The sequence below is a fragment of the Paenibacillus sp. FSL H8-0283 genome, assembly GCF_045040675.1.
Lineage (GTDB): Bacteria > Bacillota > Bacilli > Paenibacillales > Paenibacillaceae > Paenibacillus > Paenibacillus amylolyticus.
The window spans coordinates 5,668,947-5,683,985 of the sequence record NZ_CP150295.1; the positions used below are offsets into that span (position 1 = coordinate 5,668,947).

The following is a 15,039-nucleotide window of genomic DNA, read 5'->3' on the forward strand; positions in this document are numbered from 1 at the left end:
TCAAACGTTCGTCACCACTTTCTCTTCTGGCAATCAACTCACAGATGTACCTGTCCCGGGTCTACGCCGTTCATAGGCAAAAACGATCATTACCGCTCCTAGAATAGCACAGATCATGTACATAAATGAATAGGAAGAGAAGTCAGCGACGGGTCCCATAATCACCCCACCCAGAGAAATACCCAGATCCGCCATTGCAATAAATAACCCGATCAGAACGTTCCGATTCAGCTTAGGCAAGACAAAAGATAAATAGGTCGTGAGTGTCGGATACAGGATCGCCTGACCGATTCCCATGAATACAGCGCCCGCATAGAAAAAGACCACCCCGCCTGTCACGGCAAAACTGACACATTGCGCAGCTACGGCGAGCAGACACATCGTACCCACGATGAAAGGAGAATGCCAACTACCATCGGACGGAATCCTTTTTCGGAGCATAATTCGAGCCAACACCACTGTTCCTGCCTGAAGCATCAGATATACACCCGCATTCCCGTCTGGTACTTGACTTGCATACAGCGGAATAAAGGTGGTAATCGCGCCAAATACAACCGAAGCGGCGAGCATTAACACACTGCAACGAAATAAATGTGGATTCTTCACCAACTGACCAAAGGATTCCCACATGCTCACGTTCTGCTCCGAAAGATTCTCAGCAGGTTGCTCCTTGTTTGGTTCCATTTTGGCGGTATATCCGAAGACGCCCGTACAGACGGCAATACCGATCAGAACCACTGTAAAATAATCCATACCACCCGTCTGCCAGATTCCTAGCGCGATAACAGGCCCCACAATCCCCGGTATATAACTAAACAACGAATAATACGAAATTCCCTGTGACCGATCTTTCTCCGGAAGTGCATCAATAATGCCAATCTGCAAAGCCATAGAAAAGAACGCTGTCGATACCCCCTGCAAAATACGAGCAACCAAATAACCTCCGAGTCCCGTAAAGGTATATAAAATCAGCGCAAATCCATTGATAATCAGAATTAGACGCAATATCTTAATCGGACCGTGCTTTTGAATAATCCGACCTGCCCAGGGTCTGAAAAACATCGTTGTGAACATATAAGCGCCCATGATCAGTCCAATCGTTGTACCGCTCGCACCCAAAGACTCCCCTTGTAATGGGATGATCACGTTAAGAATGGCATTGGCACTGAAATATAGAAGAACCAGTATGTACAAGCGCAGAAAAGGCCAAGACATCGCTCCACTCACAATGGGTGTTCCCCCTAAAATGTAATTAAATGCTTCAATAATCGCTTCGCATAGTCGGACTGTACGTCCTTGAGTTGCTTGGTCGGAACGATCTCTACAACCTGTCCCTCTCTGAAAATGATTACCCTGTCACAGATATAGGCTGCCGCCTGTATATCATGTGTGATAAAGACATAGCTCAGCTTATAGATTTCTTTCAACTCTTTCAGTAATTGCAACACCTGGATCTGAACAGACACGTCCAGTGAACTGATCGCTTCATCGAACACAATAAGTTTTGGGGCTGTCGAGATGGCCCTGGCAATGCACACTCTCTGAGCCTCCCCGCCGGATAGTTCATGCGGATATTTGGATCTATAGGAAGGGCCCAGTCCAACTTGGTTCAGCAACAGATCTACCTTCTCTGAGTTTCCCTGATGCTTTCGCAGCTTTTGCTGCGCTTGCATCGGTTCCATAATGGCAGTTTCCACGGTAAGAAATGGATTGATGGAGGATGTATAGTTTTGAAAAACAGCGCTGAGGTTTCCCATCCGTACACGCCGATTCTGTACGTCCTGACCATCCAGCAAGATCGTTCCAAGATCTGGGCGTTCAATGCCCAGAATCAGACGGCCCAACGTCGATTTACCGCTTCCGCTTTCACCGATGATACCCAGACATTCACCCTGTTGGCATTCAAAGGTAACCTGTTTCAATACCTGTTGTCTGTGCTTGGAGAACAGTCCGCCTTGGTTATATGATTTTTCGATACTTTCCACCTTTAGCATCTATAAGTCCCCCTGCATCAACGCCTTAAAATGATTGCTCAACTCCAATCGGGTAGAGACCAGATACTGCGTGTAGGCATGCTCCGGTTCCGTCAAAACAGAATGCATGTTGCCACGCTCTACGATGTTTCCGTCTTTCATGACCATCACGTCATCTGCAATCTTCTGAACGACGCCGAGGTCATGGGAGATGAACATCATGGAACAGCCCATGCGTTCGCGTAAATGAATCAATTGCTCCACCACTTCATATTGAGAGATCGTATCCAGCGCCGTTGTCGGCTCATCCGCAATAATCAGATCAGGCTCAAGCACTAATGCCAGTGCAATCATGATTCGTTGCAGCATTCCACCGGACAGCTGATGTGGATATTGATTCAGAATCTCGCGCGGATGTCTGAGCATGACGCTTTCCATGGCATTGATGATTTTCCGTTCACTCTCGCGGGTATTCCAGCCAAAATGCTGCTGAAGCGTCTCCCGAATATGAACACCAATGACACAGGAAGGATCAAATGCACTCATGCCATTCTGCAAAATCATACATAGATGCTTGCCCCGCTTACGCCGCATCTCCGGTTCCGAAAGCTGGTTCAGGTCTTCGCCCTGAAATAACATCCTGCCCGATTGGCGAATCCATGGCTTGTTCAGTCGCATGATAGCCCTGCACGTAACGGACTTCCCGCTACCACTTTCCCCCACGATGGCCATACAGCTTCCCTGCTTAACTTCGAATGAACTGTTATGAATGATCACTTTACCTGTATTGGTATCCCATACTTTCAAATGTTCAACCTCGACTATATTCATAAGTGGCCTTTCTCACCTCACTTTCGTAAGACTTGTCAGACTTACCTTGAGAGGTCATCAATTTGGGGTCCAGAGCCACTTGAAGGGCATCCGATAGAAAATTAAAAGCAGACACGACCACCACAATGGCCAGGCCCGGTGCCAACATTAATTCTGGTCTGGAGAACATGACTTCCCTCGCCTCATTGAGCATCATCCCCCACTCCGCATGCGGAGCCTGAATGCCAAGCCCCAGAAAGGAAAGGCCGGAGATCTGCAACATCATTGAACACATGGAACCACTCGCAATGACGGCAATATCGGCAAAGGTAACCGGAACAATATGTTTGGTTATAATTCTCAAATTGGGTGTGCCGGAGGCTTTGGCGAATTTTACATAATCCATATCAGAGAATTGCATCACAGATGTGCGAATAACACGGGCAAACCAGGCCCATTTCATCCACACAAAGGCAATCAGTATATTCTCCAGTCCTGCACCCAAAATGCCAACCACCGCCAGTGTCATCACGTATCCGGGAAAAGACAGCATGATATCACAGACTCTCATGATCCATGCATCCACTTTCCCCTTAAAGTAACCTGCGATGAATCCAACAATAGCCCCGATCAGAACAGATAGACTGAGCGCAACCAGAACCCATAACACACTTGGACGGATGCCATAGATAAGCCGGGATAATACACATCTGCCCAGATGATCATTGCCTAATAGATACTCCCAGGACGAGGAGGCATATCGAAGCTTCATGTTCACTTGTCCAGGATCATGCGGCGCAATAAGCGGAGCCAATATGCCCGCCATAAGCGTGAACATAATCACTACCAAAGAGGTCATCGCAAGCTTGTCTTTGCGCAGATTTTTCAATATTCGCATCAGTATTCCTTTCTCAACCGGGGATTCATCGCCGCATTAATGATGTCGGATAACGTGTTAAACAAGACAAAGGTGACAGCCAACATCAGAACATACGCCTGAATAATCGGAAAATCCCTGCTTAAAATGGATTTCACGCTGAGCCTCCCGAGCCCCGGCCAGGCAAATACATTTTCAATGACTACCGTACTGCCCAACACAATTGGGATCGCCATGCAAAAGATGGACACGGCCACCTGTAATGAATTTCTCAGAATATGCAGGGTTACTTTCTTCTCACTCAGACCGCTTGCCCGTGCATATAACACATAGTCCTCATTCATATTGCTCAGCATGGAACTTCGAACCGTTCGGAAATAAATGCCTGTATAACTCACCGTGATCACAATCACCGGTAGAATATAGCTTCGATACGAGTCCATGCCACTGGTAGGTAACAGGTCCAGCTTGACGGAAAAATACCAGATCATCATGGCTGCAAGCCAGTAGGACGGCATGGCTGTAAGGAAAAATGATACGCCTCTGACCGATCGATCCAGCAACTTGCCTTCTCTCATGGCACAGATCACACCCAGCAGAATGGACAGCGCAATAATAAATACCGATGAGACAAGCGTTAACTTCAATGTGTTCATAAAAGCCGGCCCCATTAATGACCACACAGGTTCACCAGATACATAAGAGTTGCCAAAGTCCAACTGTACAACAGCCATGATCCAGTTCGCATACTGGATCATGAACGGCTGATCAAATCCCAGCGCTTTATTCGTTTGGGCGATCAGTTCATCCGTGATCTGCGGAACTTCCTGTGCCTGTAACACAACAACCGCCGGGTCCAAGGGAGATAGATTAATCAGAACAAACGTTATAAATGAAATGATAATCAGTAAAGGGATGGTTAACAGAATCCTTTTGACGATATAACTTCCCATATCCATCTCCGCTCTATTTAAATTGAACTAAACAATATTTACACTACACTCCGATGACAGAACAACCTTCCGATCGCTGTTATCCCCAGATTTTTTTGATTCCTTTTATATAGGGAAAATCCGGGGATAGCGTATGCTTCCGATGTAGCTTTCTTGCAGAAAGCTTGTAGGCGAACGCTCCGCTTCTTCAGGTTCTTTCTGTCCTCTCCGTTTTGTGTAAATGTTTAGTTCAATTTATATATTTAAAATTCATTTTTTCAAATGGCAGTTCATATTGGGTCTGCTTGAATGAGATTCCATCGAGATTCTCAGGAGCGACTACGGTGACACGTCCGTTGGTAATCGGGATGAAGACTGCTTCATCATGGACAATCTTCATAATGTCGGCATACAGGGATTGGCGTGAAGCCTCATCTGTGGAAACCATGACCTCATCGATTTTTTTGTACAATTCATCTGCTTGGGCAATTCCGCTTGTTGTATGCTTGTATGCCGAATCTGATGTAAATGCAGCAATGGTACTCTGTGGATCATAGGCCAGTCCCCAGGTTTGATTAAAGAGCAGATCATATTCCCCGGTGGCTCTCCGATTTGCGATGGAAGTGGACTCTTCGCCCACAATCTCAAGCTGAACACCCAATTCTTTCATGGAATACTGGATCAATTCGGCCTGTATTTTCTGTGAAGACGAGTTGCTGTCATAGTATAATTTCATGGCTAGAGGCTGACCGTTCTTCGTTCTCACCCCTTTACCGTCTGCCAATGTCCAGCCTGCTTGATCCAGAAGTTTTTTAGCCATTTCCGGATCATACTCCCGTTTCTTCAGGTCCACCTTGGCGTAATTGACATTGGCTGAAAATAGCGTGTCCGCAACAGTCTGCGTACCGTTAAAAATATCGTTACTGATCGTTTCCCGGTCGATGGCATACCAAAGCGCTTCCCGCACTGCCGTTTCCTGAACTGGACTATTCTCGCGACTGCTATTGGCTACGATCATATTGGTATTCATTGCATCACTTCGGATCACTTGATAATCACCGGATTCAGCCAATTGGTCCATGGCTTCGACATCGATACTATCTGCTCCCCGGTCATCGGTGAACACAAAGTTGATTTCTCCTTTTTGCAATGCCAGGAATGTTGTTTCTCCAGCCGGAAGAACCTTGGATGTGATTTTCTTGATTGCAGGTGCACCACCCCAATAGTCTTCATTGGCTTCAAACGTGGCATTCTCTTCAACTTTATGAGCAGTAAGCTTGTAAGGTCCTGTGCCGTGGAAACCACTTACTCCGTCTTTGGTTCCCCCATCCTTGAAATCCTTGGGTGATATGAAGACGTAAGGTCTTGTCATGGACAATTCCACCAGTGCCGGATAATAGGCTTCTGACAGTGTCAGCTCTACCGTATGCTCATCGATTACCTTTACACTTGTGATTTTGGTAGACAGCTTGATCCAGGCATGTTTTTCGGCATTCGCCTGTACTGCATCGATATTTTGTTTAACCGCCTCTGCGTTGAATGGCTCTCCATCATGGAATTTCACATCTTGTCGCAGATAAAAGGTATAGGTCTTGCCACCCTCCGAAATATCCCATGATTCAGCTAGCAATGGCTTGATTCCGTCAGGTGTGTTTTCCACCAGAGACTCATACATCATCCCTTGCGCAGGCATGGAGCCTGTATACAGATGGGGGTTCATATCATTAATATCTTTGGCAGAAGCATAGATAAGTTCCGTTTGTACTTGGCTATTGGCAGGCTCCGTTTGGGCGCTCTCTTTCTCTTTTGTGTTCTGAGCGCATCCGGCGAGCAGCGCAATGGCTGACGCCAGCAATAGTATAGATGTAAAAGTAAGACGCTTTTTCACAACATTTCCTCCTGATGAGCAAATTAAAATTCAAACTTTACACAAGACCACTACGTGGTCAGAACAACCTTCCGATCGCTGTTATCCCCAGATTTTTTTGATCTCTTTTCCAAAGAGAAAATCCGGTGATAAAGGCGAACGCTTCGCTTCTTCAGGTTCTTTCTGCCCCCTCCGTTACTGTGTAAAACAAAATTTAATTTGCATTATTTAAATGTAATCAGACCCTATTACTCAAAGTCCGGTGCAGATCATGCGGATCTCCTCGTCAAAGGATTGGATCGCAAAGGCTTCGGACAAGCGTTGATCCGGGTGTGCGTCAGCCACTTCCTGAATCTTCGCCTCATACCTGGCGATAAATTGATCAATCGTTGGACAGCTCACATCAAGATGTCTGGCAATGCCCTGAATGATTTTGATGCGGTAGTAATCTTCCTTGGGCATACGGGGGATGTCCAGTTCCCCTTCGCGGTTCATGAACGTTTGACGGAATGGGACTGCTGAAAAGTCGAAATATTTCCCTTCCGAATCGGGTTCCGAGAATGGATCAATCAATAATGAGGTGTATCGTATGTATAATAAATACTCTTGATGAATGACCTGCAGCTGATTGAAATTCTCGATATCCTGGCGTGATATACTCTCTAATCGAACCGGATAGTTGTCATCCGTCATGAATTGAAGCAGGTTCACTCCCTGGATATGGAGTCGGTCCGTAATATTCATAATCTCCTGCCACTGTGCCCGCATTTCTCGCATTAAAACTTGTGTAATCGGACCTTCAGGATACATCTTGTATATGTATTTCTGAATATCCGATGCTCCAAAGATGGCTTCTAATGAGAAGTCGTTCATGAACAAAGGTGGATGCACGTACAACGAAATATTTCTCGTTTCCGCCTCCAGTGGAGATCGCATCACTTCCAGCACAATACCCAAACGCTCATACATTTGGCATAGTTTACTGACCTGTTCAGACGGGGAACGTGTGGAACCGATATAGACCTTTTTCTTGACCCCTGTTGTGATCACATGATTGGACGGATGTTCGTGCATCCAACGAGTATCTCCGAGGTAGGTAGAGAAACTGATCACTTCCGGCGCTGCATTCCGCTCTCTCATATAATGGGTTACCAGTCGATTGGACCCGAACGTTGGAGAAATCAAAATGATACATTTCAGTTGTTTGATGAATAAATCATTCATTTGTTCCAGTACATCGATATACGCATCGGTGGTAACCGCCAAAATGAGTGTATCCCATTTACCATCAATGGTGTCATATCCCTTGAACACATGATCAACGTAACACTCACCTGCGAGCGATTGATGTTTCTCATTTTGAATGCTGACCTGAATACGCCCATTGCTCTGTTCGAGGGCTGAGAATACGGACGCTGAACGAACCGATTGTCTCCCCGTAATGCCTATACAGCAGTTGAGATGATCTTTGAGCGTTACCGCAAGCTGAATGGATGCAGGTCCGGTTCCGAGTATCAGAATTCGCTGAAGATTGCTCATATAAGCCTCCTTAATTCAATGTTCAATCTGTAATCCATTTGGACGCACTTGGATGCACTTGCATACCTATGCTTTTTGATACAACGCAATATCAAACACATCATCCGGGCGCAGGATCGTATCCACCAGCTTCCATTTGCTGCTGTCCGTCTCTCTCATCGGATAATTGAACAAGGACTTCAACTGATCACCGTATCTCATGGCTACAACCACCTGTGCATTCGTCAGGGCATGCAGTTGATCAAGCAGCTCATATTTAGGGGCCACCGTAGAGCTGAAAATGATATGGGTTGCTTCCCTGGTATAATCCAGATCCTCAAGCAATGTTGACTCCAAACGAATCTTCAAGTCCGTTCCCAGTGTCTCCACTACTTTTCGCCCGAGTGTAATGGACTCTTCGTCAATATCGATCCCGACAACCTGTGCACCTGTTCGCTTGGCGATGAGTAATGGTGTCATGGGGAAGGAACCGGAGCCTACCAACAATACGTTGGAATCGGAGGTGACATGGAAGCTGCCGAATTCTTTATCGATACACTCTTCTATATTTTTGAAATAATCGGCAATCTGAACATCCCCGTTTTCTAACTTTAATGCACGATATTTCTCCATGATCGCCACACACTGGGCGGATTTATTTCTTAACTCCCACACAAGCGAATCCAGTTCTTCCAGCTCCGAATGCTCCAACTGTTCCCAGGCTGCCTTATTGTCCTGATCAGTCACAAAGCGGGAGTAGTCATTGATCACAGCCTCCAGCTCTGCACTATGCTGAATCGTATGATCATACTTGCTTGCGAGCTTATCGAATTTCTCTGCAAATTCACTCAAACATGTCTGAAAATGGACCAATGTGATCATTTCTTTTCCCCCTATACGTTGTCTCGATCATGTATCATGTACCTCATGCGTTTACAACGCTCCATTCTGCTGGAGCATCTATGAAGGCTTTGCCCTGAGCCACGATGCCAACAGATCCCTCAATCGTAATACTCCCAAGTTCTGCGCCATTCCACTGGGCTGCCACTTTGATCGCCCCACCAGGCTGCTTGATGTACTGCGTAATCTGCCTCTGCTGGCTCCATGCGAGATACGCTCCGACGGAGGCCGTACCCGAACCACACCCTCTCTCCCAGATCAGACTATCCAGCTCCGGAACATAGATGAGTGGGGCCATTTCTTCCGAGTGTGATTGATATAACAAGATACCGATCAGCTTATCTCCCAGGGTTAACCCCAGTAACCTTGCAAGGGTCTGTGCCCTCTTCTTCATCGTATCGTTGAAGTCATCGACTTCGATCACGATATGGATGAACTCAGCGTACCGGATGATCACCATATCGAGCTCGATGCCTTCGTATCGGATTGTTCGTTGTTCGATCTGCTTTGGTATCGGCATGGTTACCTGACAGTCATATTCGTTCTGCTGCTTCTTCACATGGCACATGATCAATTGATCGGTTCCGGAAACCTCCAGCATGATATCCATAAACTCCTGTTGTGCCAGTCCTGCTTCAGATGCGTGGTGTGCTGCAAGTGCCATACAGGCATTGCCACAGAACTCTCCTCCGGCCATTTCCAGACGTGCCACAGCTTCCGGTCTCCTCGTTGGTTCTATGAATCCCACTTGTTCAGCGTAAACGTTATCATACGACATTAGACGAGTTGCAATATGATTGTATTTCTCGGCAGCATGATCCGTTTTAACCAGAATCGTCATGTTTTGAGTGGGACTGAACTTGATAAAATCGATCTCCTGTTTCATCGCAGCGACTACTCCTGTTCTTCTTTTTATCTAATAGTAATTATTACGATTAAAGGTCGAGAAAAATATAGCACATCCTTTTGGGGAGCGTCAACAAATATTTCCATTTAAAAAAATAAAATTTCATAATACCTTTAGTTGCCCTTCCTGTAAGAAAACCCAAACAGAGCTGACGCTTTTGCCCAACCCTAGCTATAACTACACCATATATTAAGATTCAACGACTCGTCGTTCCGAGACCGCTCTTATCAAAAAAATACGAAAAACGGTTGCCGTCGAACGGGACCGTTTCGATCTGGATATGATCCAGTGATTCACTATACTCATCACTCTTGATGTGCTTACACATTGTGCAGTGCTTTCTCAGCCAGTGCAGCCAGAAGATGTGCTCCCAGCGGCAGAGCCCGTTCATCCACATCAAAGCCAGGGTGATGCCACTCATGCGGGCCAGAGGTACCCAGGAAGAGGAACAGGCCCGGAACTTCTTTTTGATAAAAAGAGAAGTCCTCACCTGCTGGAGAAGGTAGCGGTCTAACACTGTTTAATCCAATCTCACTTGCAACTTGCTCCGCCGCAGATGCCAGAGACTCATCGTTGACCACGGCAGGAGGTCCCTGAATCCAGCGGACCGTAGCCCGTGTGCCATAGGCTGCCGCCACACCGGCGACTACCTGATTGAAACGCTCGCGAATCCGTGCACGCACTTTCTCATCAAAGGTACGCACTGTGCCATCAAGGATCGCTTCATCCGGAATAACGTTCCAGGCTGTGCCACTGTGGAGCTTGGTGACACTGATTACAGCACTCTCCTGTGCTCCCACATTGCGACTCACAATGGCCTGTAATGCCGTAACAATATGTGCGGCAACCACAATTGGATCAATGCCGGCTTCAGGCACAGCTGCATGGGTGCCTACACCTTCCACTTTGACAACAAAACCGTCTGCTGCTGCCATCAATGCGCCTTCTCGAATGCCCACCGTACCTACCTGGAGATCAGGCTTGTTATGCAAACCAAATACGGCCCGAACATCGGATAATGCGCCGCTCTGGATCACTTGCCGAGCACCCGTTGCTTTTTCCTCCGATGGCTGGAATATCAACCGTACTTTTCCCGGTAGAATGGACTCGCGCTGTTTCAGTAATCGTGCAGCACCAATCAGAATTGCCGTGTGTGCGTCATGTCCGCATGCGTGCATCTTTCCATCTACCTGGGAGGCAAATTCCAGCTTTGTCTCTTCCTGAATGGGCAACGCATCAATATCTGCTCTTAGGGCGACAACAGGACCGTCCCCTTGACCCACTTCAGCAACAAGCCCTGTCCACAGCGCATATTCGTCTGCAATACGGACACCTTCCTCTTCCAGCCAACTGCGAATGGCAGCTGTCGTCTCCTTTTCCTCGCCGGACAATTCCGGGTTACGATGCAGATGTCGCCGAATGGTGATTAATCTTTCCACGAATTCTTCCACCCGTTCACCGTGAAGTTCATGCTCGGGGCCCTGTACTTGTTGGTCAGAATGCTGCTTGGGCTGTTCCAGATCACTTTTCATCACATGGCCTCCCATTCGTATATATTCACTGCTATATTAACTGCCTAACTCTATCCGATTGCAGCTTCCTGTTCCTTGGATTCCAGTGCAAATTCACTGAGTCCCTGCTCTGCCAGAATCTCACGCAACAATTCGAATGAACGAATTCGCTTGGTAAAGTCCCGTGTAGCTGTAGTCACAATGAACTCTTCCACAGCAAACTCCTGCTGGAACTTCAGCAGTGCCTGACCTACGCTTTCCTTCGTACCCCGGGTCACACTTGGCTCCAAAATCTCGATCCGATAGGTTTCGTTTGATTGACGGCCGAATTCTTCCGCCTGTTCCACAGAACCGACAGTGAGTACTTTCCCACTCTCCAGATGGATCTTCACCAGCATATGCTCGCTCGCAAGTCCTTCCGCTTCCTCCTCACTCTCGGCCACAATTAACGATATGGCTAGTGCAGCGTAGGGCTCTCGTCCCTGGGAACGATCAAATTGTTCACGATATACACGGATCGCTTGAAGCGCTACCTCTATATTACTGTTAATGAACAGTGAAAAGACATATGGGAGTCCCAGTTCCGCAGCCATGCCTGCACTATCGACACTTGCTCCAAGTACGTACAGCTCCGCTGGAATGTCCGACACTGGCGAAGCGCTGAGACCTGCAAGTGGATGCGACTGATCTTCAAGCGGCTCATTGTGGATGTATCGTTTCACTTGAACAATTTTCTCTTGAAGAGATGCGGCTTCCTGAATACCTTCCTGCAACGCCTGTGTCGAACGTGGTAACCCGCCTGGTGCACGACCGATTCCCAGGTCAACTCTTCCTGGTCCGAGCACTGCGAGGATATTGAAATTCTCGGCGACTTTGTATGGACTGTAATGCTGAAGCATTACTCCGCCAGACCCCAGCCGAATCCGCTTTGTATGCGCAAGCAAGTGGGAGATGAGTACCTCTGGGGAGGAACCTGCAACATGCCCTGAATCATGGTGCTCCGACACCCAGAATCGATGGAATCCCAGCTGCTCTGCCCGCTGTGCCAGCTCAATCGTATGCCGAAAAGCATCCACCGCCGTTTCCCCTTCATAGATGGGAGTCTGATCCAAAATGCCAACACGAATACTCATATCCTTCTCCTCCTTGATTGTGCTGAACCGCTGTTCTTGAATCTTACAAACAATCTATAACTTCCGCAGCAGTTCCCCGAAGGGCTCTGCCAATGGCGAATATTCTTCTTTTAAAGTAACGACGCTGATCTGCAACGATACACCTGCTACCTCATGTACCTGAATGGGGAACAGCTCCTGATTTTGCACTTCCTTCTTCACCGTGAGTCCCGGGAGAAAGGCAATGCCTGCCCCTTGCATAACCAGTTTCTTCGCCGTCTCCGAATTATCGACATGGTATGTAATATTCGGCGGATGTTCCAGCGAGTCGAAAGCCCGGTGAATGCGAAGCCAGTCCAGTGAACCACATTCAAAAAAGACCAGTTGCTCATTCCGGATAGCTTCCATGCTGACATGCCCGCTCTCAATGAATGGATGCCCTTTATACACATAGAGCTGGATCGGATCTTCATAAAAAGCAACCGTACGGATCGCAGGATGCATGACCTTGCGCACAAAAGCAAGATCGATCTCCTGACCAAGCAGTTTGGCAATCAGCTGATCCGTCGTTGCGGTCGTCAATTTGATATTAATTTCGGGGTAAGCTTCCTTGATCTTGGGTAAAAAATCGGGAATGACATAGTTGGAAACCGATACTGTACTACCAAGTCGAAGAGCATCCGGTGTTGATCGCCGTTGCTGAATCTTCTGCTTGCCCTTCTGAATCACTTGCAGCACTTGCTGCGCATATGGCAGGAATTTCCGACCTTCATCTGTCAGCACAATTTGTTTGCCAAGCCGATCAAACAACTTGCAGCCCAGCTCCCTTTCCAGTGACTGAATGCGAGCTGTGACCGAAGGTTGGGACAAGAAGAGTACTTCGGCAGCCTTATTGAAGCTTCCATAATGATTGATATATACAAATGCTTCAATATTCTCGATATTCATGAGCGCCTCCGTATCCACGTCCGCAGACGTTTGATCTTATATTGATTTATCCAATACACTTACTTGGTTTTATGATATCGTAATCCCATCCTTTTCCAGTGTCAATATCAATTCATCCAGCGAGCGATCCAAACGTGTGGTAACATCTGCCGAGAGTACAAATTTTCCATCATCCAATCGCTCAATTCCCTGATCCACAGCATACACGCCACCCAAGATATGTCTTCCACCAAGGGCTGCCAGAACAGGTTTCAATGCATAATCAATGGCGAGCAGATGAGCTATAGAGCCACCGATAACGAGCGGAAGTGTCAACTTGCCCCGCAACCCTTCTTGCGGAATCAGATCCAGGATCAACTTGAGCACTCCTGAGTACGATGCCTTGTATACTGGCGTAGCCACAATAACGGCATCCGCCGCTTCCACGACAGCAAGTGCATCACGAATGAATGAGCTGTCAAACCGGGCTTGCACCAGATCCTCAGCAGGTAGATCCACAACGTGAATGACTTCAACAGTGATGCCTGCCTCCGTTAATTTTTGACTGCTGTAATCCGTCAGACCTGTCAAACGCGAACGTTTGGAAGGTGATCCTGCAATAATGACAACATGTGACATGAATATCTCCTCCTCAAGCGTAAACGGCTGTCGCCGTCCTCTCGTGGCACAGCTACCGTTTCGCAGTGAAATATAAAAATGGATAGGGTGAAACTTATAAATTCTTATATTTTGGAATAGCGGTCAAGCCGCTCCTTTTACTTTGGGGTCCAGCCGATCGCGAATATCGTCTCCAATCAGATTAACCGCCAGTACAAACAACGTGATCGCCAGACCCGGGAACGTACAGATCCACCAGGCAACCGTCAGATAACCTCTACCTTGTGAGAGCAATGCGCCCCAATCCGGTATTTCCTTCAACACCCCAAGTCCCAGAAAACTGAGTCCGGAGCCCGTCAGGATTGATGTCCCTACGCCCAGCGTAGCCATGACCAGCAAGGGTGACAACGAATGTGGCAGTACATGTTTCCAAAAAATACGGGTATTGGAACCGCCCAGTGAACGTGTCGCTGTAATGAAAGGCAGACCTTTAACTGATATGACCTGCCCACGCATCACCCGTGCGTAGCCCGGAATGGAGGAAACCGCAACAGCCAGTGCAATGTTCATCAGTCCTGGCCCAAGAGCAGCTGCAACAGACAATGCAAGGAGCACGCCGGGTACAGCCATCAGAATATCGACAGCCCGCATCGTGACAGTATCAACAATTCCTCCGGCATAACCGGAGATAATACCAAGCGCACTACCGACAATACCGCCCACTAGAACGGAAGCAAATCCAATGAGCAGCGAATCCCTGCTTCCATGCACAACCACACTGAAGATATCCCTGCCAAAATAGTCCGTCCCGAACAGATGCGTAGCAGAAGGAGCCTGCAGTATGGCATCCGTCATCATCTGAGTTGGATCATAGGGCGCAATCCAGCCCGGTACAATCGCACATGCCACGGTAAACACCACCACCAGCAATGCTGCATAAAAGAATAATCGGGATACCGCGAATGAGACGCGATAACGCCAAGGGCGGCGATTCCACAGATGGATACGTCCTACACTGCCGGCCCATGCTTTTTTGTCACCAGCCAAAGGTTTCATGCTCATGAGCAACAACTCCTCCTTTCATACT

At 47.6% G+C, this 15,039-nt stretch carries 14 protein-coding genes; all 14 read right to left on the reverse strand.

Annotation, left to right across the window (positions count from 1 at the left end; all coding sequences use genetic code 11):
• Positions 1 to 33: 33 nt before the first annotated feature.
• On the reverse strand, positions 34 to 1,227 hold the full coding sequence (gene cntE / locus MHI52_RS25055; protein WP_076253273.1) for a staphylopine family metallophore export MFS transporter CntE: 1,194 nt from the start codon (positions 1,225 to 1,227) through the stop codon (positions 34 to 36).
• Between the two features lie 14 nt (positions 1,228 to 1,241).
• Positions 1,242 to 1,994, reverse strand: a complete 753-nt coding sequence (locus tag MHI52_RS25060; protein WP_076253272.1) for an ABC transporter ATP-binding protein — start codon at positions 1,992 to 1,994, stop codon at positions 1,242 to 1,244.
• Positions 1,995 to 2,804, reverse strand: coding sequence for a staphylopine uptake ABC transporter ATP-binding protein CntD (gene cntD, locus MHI52_RS25065; protein WP_076253271.1), 810 nt, complete (start codon positions 2,802 to 2,804; stop codon positions 1,995 to 1,997).
• On the reverse strand, positions 2,785 to 3,681 hold the full coding sequence (cntC, locus tag MHI52_RS25070) for a staphylopine uptake ABC transporter permease subunit CntC (protein ID WP_076253270.1): 897 nt from the start codon (positions 3,679 to 3,681) through the stop codon (positions 2,785 to 2,787). Before cntC ends, cntD begins: the two co-directional genes overlap by 20 nt.
• Positions 3,681 to 4,613: a nickel/cobalt ABC transporter permease gene (opp1B, locus tag MHI52_RS25075; protein ID WP_076253269.1), complete on the reverse strand. Its 933-nt coding sequence runs from the start codon at positions 4,611 to 4,613 to the stop codon at positions 3,681 to 3,683. Before opp1B ends, cntC begins: the two co-directional genes overlap by 1 nt.
• A 229-nt stretch (positions 4,614 to 4,842) precedes the next feature.
• Positions 4,843 to 6,480, reverse strand: coding sequence for a staphylopine-dependent metal ABC transporter substrate-binding lipoprotein (gene cntA, locus MHI52_RS25080; protein ID WP_405157834.1), 1,638 nt, complete (start codon positions 6,478 to 6,480; stop codon positions 4,843 to 4,845).
• 231 nt (positions 6,481 to 6,711) lie between these two features.
• Positions 6,712 to 7,998: an opine metallophore biosynthesis dehydrogenase gene (locus MHI52_RS25085; protein ID WP_405157835.1), complete on the reverse strand. Its 1,287-nt coding sequence runs from the start codon at positions 7,996 to 7,998 to the stop codon at positions 6,712 to 6,714.
• 66 nt (positions 7,999 to 8,064) lie between these two features.
• Positions 8,065 to 8,859, reverse strand: a complete 795-nt coding sequence (locus MHI52_RS25090; protein WP_405157836.1) for an SAM-dependent methyltransferase — start codon at positions 8,857 to 8,859, stop codon at positions 8,065 to 8,067.
• 43 nt (positions 8,860 to 8,902) lie between these two features.
• The gene (locus tag MHI52_RS25095) at positions 8,903 to 9,763 is read right to left on the reverse strand and encodes a diaminopimelate epimerase (protein WP_405157837.1); all 861 of its coding nucleotides are present in this window, start codon (positions 9,761 to 9,763) and stop codon (positions 8,903 to 8,905) included.
• A 341-nt stretch (positions 9,764 to 10,104) separates the two neighbouring features.
• Positions 10,105 to 11,316, reverse strand: coding sequence for an amidohydrolase (locus MHI52_RS25100; RefSeq protein ID WP_405157838.1), 1,212 nt, complete (start codon positions 11,314 to 11,316; stop codon positions 10,105 to 10,107).
• Positions 11,317 to 11,366: 50 nt separating this feature from the next.
• On the reverse strand, positions 11,367 to 12,428 hold the full coding sequence (locus tag MHI52_RS25105; RefSeq protein ID WP_405157839.1) for an LLM class flavin-dependent oxidoreductase: 1,062 nt from the start codon (positions 12,426 to 12,428) through the stop codon (positions 11,367 to 11,369).
• Positions 12,429 to 12,482: 54 nt separating this feature from the next.
• Positions 12,483 to 13,355 carry a LysR family transcriptional regulator gene (locus tag MHI52_RS25110; protein WP_036673424.1) on the reverse strand — a complete coding sequence of 291 codons (873 nt, stop codon included), beginning with the start codon at positions 13,353 to 13,355 and terminating at the stop codon, positions 12,483 to 12,485.
• Positions 13,356 to 13,424: 69 nt separating this feature from the next.
• Complete coding sequence (gene ssuE / locus MHI52_RS25115; RefSeq protein ID WP_405157840.1) at positions 13,425 to 13,973, reverse strand: NADPH-dependent FMN reductase; 549 nt, start codon at positions 13,971 to 13,973, stop codon at positions 13,425 to 13,427.
• 123 nt (positions 13,974 to 14,096) lie between these two features.
• Positions 14,097 to 15,014: an ABC transporter permease gene (locus MHI52_RS25120; protein WP_143781287.1), complete on the reverse strand. Its 918-nt coding sequence runs from the start codon at positions 15,012 to 15,014 to the stop codon at positions 14,097 to 14,099.
• Positions 15,015 to 15,039 lie beyond the last annotated feature (25 nt).

Excerpts from the sequence above, each read along its gene's own strand:
- opp1B (WP_076253269.1), bottom strand. The coding sequence starts at position 4,613 with ATGGGAAGTTATATCGTCAAAAGGATTCTGTTAACCATCCCTTTACTG.
- MHI52_RS25110 (WP_036673424.1), bottom strand. The coding sequence starts at position 13,355 with ATGAATATCGAGAATATTGAAGCATTTGTATATATCAATCATTATGGA.
- MHI52_RS25095 (WP_405157837.1), bottom strand. The coding sequence starts at position 9,763 with ATGAAACAGGAGATCGATTTTATCAAGTTCAGTCCCACTCAAAACATG.
- cntD (WP_076253271.1), bottom strand. The coding sequence starts at position 2,804 with ATGAATATAGTCGAGGTTGAACATTTGAAAGTATGGGATACCAATACA.
- MHI52_RS25105 (WP_405157839.1), bottom strand. The coding sequence starts at position 12,428 with ATGAGTATTCGTGTTGGCATTTTGGATCAGACTCCCATCTATGAAGGG.
- MHI52_RS25120 (WP_143781287.1), bottom strand. The coding sequence starts at position 15,014 with ATGAGCATGAAACCTTTGGCTGGTGACAAAAAAGCATGGGCCGGCAGT.
- MHI52_RS25100 (WP_405157838.1), bottom strand. The coding sequence starts at position 11,316 with ATGAAAAGTGATCTGGAACAGCCCAAGCAGCATTCTGACCAACAAGTA.
- MHI52_RS25060 (WP_076253272.1), bottom strand. The coding sequence starts at position 1,994 with ATGCTAAAGGTGGAAAGTATCGAAAAATCATATAACCAAGGCGGACTG.
- cntC (WP_076253270.1), bottom strand. The coding sequence starts at position 3,681 with ATGCGAATATTGAAAAATCTGCGCAAAGACAAGCTTGCGATGACCTCT.
- MHI52_RS25085 (WP_405157835.1), bottom strand. The coding sequence starts at position 7,998 with ATGAGCAATCTTCAGCGAATTCTGATACTCGGAACCGGACCTGCATCC.
- ssuE (WP_405157840.1), bottom strand. The coding sequence starts at position 13,973 with ATGTCACATGTTGTCATTATTGCAGGATCACCTTCCAAACGTTCGCGT.
- MHI52_RS25090 (WP_405157836.1), bottom strand. The coding sequence starts at position 8,859 with ATGATCACATTGGTCCATTTTCAGACATGTTTGAGTGAATTTGCAGAG.